General features: G+C 40.1%; 4 protein-coding genes. 3 read left to right on the top strand and 1 reads right to left on the bottom strand.

Going from position 1 to position 4,592, the window contains the following annotated elements:
• The 3 genes from AC1DSB_RS14785 to AC1DSB_RS14795 form a co-directional block, all read left to right on the top strand.
• Positions 1–521, top strand: a 521-nt coding sequence (locus tag AC1DSB_RS14785) for an ROK family protein (protein WP_477586989.1), incomplete at its 5' end; no start/stop codon positions are given.
• 18 nt (positions 522–539) lie between these two features.
• Positions 540–1,625, top strand: a complete 1,086-nt coding sequence (locus AC1DSB_RS14790; RefSeq protein ID WP_477586990.1) for an ABC transporter ATP-binding protein — start codon at positions 540–542, stop codon at positions 1,623–1,625.
• A 614-nt stretch (positions 1,626–2,239) separates the two neighbouring features.
• Entirely contained in the window at positions 2,240–3,907 is a 1,668-nt protein-coding gene (locus AC1DSB_RS14795) for a glycoside hydrolase family 13 protein (protein ID WP_477586991.1), read from the top strand.
• 246 nt (positions 3,908–4,153) lie between these two features.
• Here AC1DSB_RS14795 and AC1DSB_RS14800 read toward each other — a convergent pair whose 3' ends face one another.
• Positions 4,154–4,372 carry a hypothetical protein gene (locus AC1DSB_RS14800; RefSeq protein WP_016428161.1) on the bottom strand — a complete coding sequence of 73 codons (219 nt, stop codon included), beginning with the start codon at positions 4,370–4,372 and terminating at the stop codon, positions 4,154–4,156.
• Positions 4,373–4,592 lie beyond the last annotated feature (220 nt).

A 4,592-nucleotide genomic window follows, 5' to 3' on the forward strand; every position in this document is an offset into this window, starting at 1 on the left:
CGGTTGGTACTGGACTGGGTGGCGGTTTTGTCATCGATGGTCACGTTATGAATGGAGCCCACGGCGGTGCGGGGGAAGTCGGTCATATGATTTTATATCCGAATGGTCACGTTTGTGCATGTGGTCGCCCGGGTTGCAGTGAACAATATGTTTCAGGGACGGCGCTACGACGACTTATTGCTGAACGTAATATTGTGGATAATCAAAATCAGTTAGTGTCACCGAACCGAATGTTTGAACTTGCTGGTGAAGGCCATACGGAAGCATTAGCTATCACGAAAAAATTCACGGGTGATTTGGCTATTGTTATCAGTTCGTTACAGGCAGTCCTTGATATGGATTGTGTCGTAATCGGCGGCGGTGTTTCCGAATCGGCAGATGGATGGTGGTCTCACTTACTGGAGTCACTCGAACCGTTGTTGCTGAAGCCGTTGGAAGTAAGAAAAGCGACGTTTGGCAATGAAGCAGGTATGCTTGGTGCTGCTTTACTGGTATGGTCAGGCGAAGAAGAGAAAAAATAAGTAAAGGACGTGTATGGATTGGCAAAATTAGTGTTGGAAAACATATCAAAAGTTTACGATAACAACGTTACTGCCGTTTCAAATTTTGACTTGCATGTAGAAGAACAAGAATTTATTGTTTTCGTTGGTCCTTCAGGGTGTGGGAAGTCGACCACATTGCGTATGRTTGCAGGTCTTGAAGATATTTCGCATGGTAATTTTTATATCGATGGCAAACGCATGAACGATGTTCCGCCAAAAGAGCGTGATATTGCAATGGTTTTCCAAAACTACGCACTTTACCCTCACATGACGGTATTTGAAAATATGGCGTTCGGCTTGAAATTGCGTAAGTTCCCGAAAGATGAAATTGCAGAACGTGTAAAAAATGCTGCTGAAATTCTTGGTTTGGAACCTTATTTGGATCGAAAACCAAAAGCACTATCAGGCGGTCAACGTCAGCGCGTGGCACTAGGTCGTGCGATTGTCCGTGATGCCAATTTATTCTTGATGGATGAGCCATTATCGAACCTTGATTCTAAGTTGCGTGTTCAAATGCGTGCTGAAATTGCCAAATTACATTTACGACTGAAGACAACAACTATTTATGTAACACATGATCAAACAGAAGCAATGACAATGGCTTCACGTATTGTCATTATGAAAGATGGGCTCGTTCAGCAAATCGGCACGCCAAAAGAAGTATATGATAAGCCGGATAATGTATTCGTTGGTGGTTTCATCGGTTCACCTTCTATGAATTTCTTCAATGGAAAAGTCGTGAAAGGACATTTTGTGATTGGGGAAACTTATCTTGAAATTCCAGCTTCACATGCAACTTACTTAAAGGAGCAAGGCTACGAAGGTAAGGAAGTAATCTTAGGAATTCGTCCTGAACATATTTCAAATGAAGCACCTGTTGGATCACCAACTTTGCCTGTAAAAGTGGAAGTATCAGAACTTACTGGGGCGGAATTGATGGTTTACTCGAACATCGACAATCAAGAATTCATCTCAAGAATAGATGCAAGCAGCAATGTTCAGCCTGGCGATATAATCAATCTTGCATTCAACTTGGAAAAAGGACACTTCTTTGATAAAGAAAGTGAATTACGGATTAAGTAATATAAAGTAATTGAATAATATAAAAAGTGTTATTGAATGAAGAAACGTCATGTGATACGATAAGTTTACCTATCTGTGAAAACGTTTGCACAGATTCCTGAAAAGTTTATGCAAGCGTTTTCATATTTTAAGAAATGTTCTATTTGCTGGGACAATGAATTTTATATGTTTCGTTGTTTTCATATGGATGATGACAATGATATTTTAGAGCGTTTCGATTTCGTTCCAATATTTTTTTCAATACCCTCATGATTATGACCCTGAGCGTAATCATTCTTATCATCATTATCTCTTCGATGGCATCATACATACTTTCTCGTAAGAAAAGTAACGTTTTTTATGCAAGTTGCGTCTATGGTATCCGTTCCAATGAGTCATGATTCCATTGTTCTTCGTATTTTGGAAATTCAATATCAACATCGATGGGGCAAAGTTGAGACCCCTTACAGAATGATTAATACATATGAAATTGTTACAAATAGTCTTCATAAGTTTTCGACCGAGAGGGATCTTAGGAGAAGCGGCTGGTGATGTGAAGTAAAACAGGTAAGTTGAAAAAGTTAAATGAAAAATGAAATGTGCAGTTATCTTGAAAGACTGAAGGAGGTAAAGATTTGACTAGAAACTGGTGGAAAGAAGCAATTGTTTATCAAGTGTATCCTCGTAGTTTTATGGATTCAAATGGAGATGGCATTGGCGATCTTCAAGGAATCATTTCAAAATTGGATTATCTGAAAGATTTAGGCATTGATGTTATCTGGATCTGTCCGATGTACAAATCACCAAATGATGACAATGGCTATGACATAAGCGATTATCAGGACATCATGGATGAGTTTGGCACGATGGCCGATTTCACTCAATTGTTGTCAGAAGTTCACGGACGTGGGATGAAGCTGATTATTGATTTGGTTATTAATCATACGAGTGATGAGCATCAATGGTTTATCGAGTCCAAATCGTCAAAAGACAATCCGAAACGTGATTGGTACGTATGGCGTGACGGCAAAGATGGCAAAGAGCCGAACAACTGGGAAAGTATTTTCAACGGTTCAACATGGGAATTGGATGAAGAAAGTGGGCAATATTATTTACACATCTTCTCGACAAAACAACCTGACCTGAACTGGGAAAATGGTGACGTGCGAACAGCCCTATATGACATGATCAAGTGGTGGCTGGATCAAGGCATTGATGGTTTCCGAGTGGATGCAATCAGCCATATTAAAAAAGACCAAACGTTTTCAGATATGGAAAACGATACGGATCAACCATATATTCACGCATGGGAAAAATATATGAACGTCGAGGGAATCCAACCATTCCTTGAAGAACTCAAGCAAGAGACTTTTTCAAAATACGATATCATGACTGTTGGCGAAGCAAACGGTGTCAGTGTCGACGAAATCGATCAATGGGTTGGAGAAGAGAACGGTAAGTTCAATATGGTGTTCCAATTCGAACACTTGGGATTATGGGATGCTGAAGATAAGAAAACACTGGATATCCAAGGTCTTAAAGAGGTGTTGACGCGTTGGCAGAAAGGGCTAGAAAACAATGGCTGGAACGCATTGTTCATCGAAAACCATGATAAAGCCCGCATCGTCTCCACATGGGGGAACGACAAAGAGTACTGGTACGAAAGTGCAACATCCATCGCAGCTATGTATTTCTTCATGCAAGGAACGCCATTCATTTATCAAGGCCAGGAAATCGGCATGACTAATGTACAGTTTGCATCGATTGAAGATTATAACGATGTGGCCATCAATGGGATGTACGCTTCCAAAATGAGTGAAGGCAAGTCGCATGAAGAAATCATGGACATCATTTGGTCTTCAAGCCGTGATAATTCACGTACCCCGATGCAATGGTCGTCTGAACAAAACGCTGGCTTCTCAACAGCAGCTCCTTGGRTTGGCATCAATCCAAACTATGTTGACATCAACGTTGAAAACCAGTTGAAAGATGAACAGTCCATCTATCATTTTTACAAGAAAATGATTCAACTGAAAAAATCGCAGGATGTCTTTACGTATGGTACGTACGATTTATTGCTGCCTGATCACGAATACGTATATGCTTATTCGCGTACTTTGGGTGACGAACAAGTAATTGTCATTTCCAATTTGGGAGCAAACACCGTGTCCATTGAAAAAATGGCGGAGCGCGCATTTAAGTTCGATAACTTATTATTGGCGAACAAAGACGTGCAACCTCACGAAGAAATGAATAGTTTCGAGATGGCACCATTTGAAACACGTATATATAAAATGAAATAATAATGAACCTTCCCGAGTTGGGAAGGTTTTTTTGTTATGAGATGAGAGGTGTCTCAACAAGTGAAGTTGGTGTTGAGATGTGCTTGAGCGATAAATTTTGAGGTAAAAGGTGTCTATGAGATTTTTAAGAAGTCTCGAAAGGAAAGAGAAAGCACCGTCAAAATGAACTACACCTCCAATTGTTTGACACAACTAACAATTGGAGGTGCTATTTGTTGTCCATATTTATAGTGCACGTAAATATACTTAGCGTTTTTTGTTGGTAGGTTCTGCAGGTTTTGGGTCGACTTTATGAACATCTTTTCTCAGCATAAAGTAGGAGATAATGCCTGACACGACGGAACCGCCTGCTGCAATCAAAATACGTGTTGCAAGAGGAACCTCTGAATAATCTGTGCTTAAGTGCCATAACGAAAGAACTGCGACGACTACCATAATCGGAATGATAAATTTAAAACGTTTCATTTATGAATACTTCCTTTTTTCTTTTAAGTGTATCATACGTACTAGTGCGCGGGGGTGGCTATTCATTGAACTTTACTAGTGCGAAATCTCAGTCTGAGAAAAAGTTGGTGAAGTCGGAAAAATCATCACTCTGAAACATTCTTGAGCAGGCTTCGGGAAAAGAAAAAGCGACTGAAATTATATCTTCAGTCGCTTTTACATTAATTGTGCGGTCCAGCTA

This window comes from Paenisporosarcina sp. P4_E4_2 (assembly GCF_056401595.1).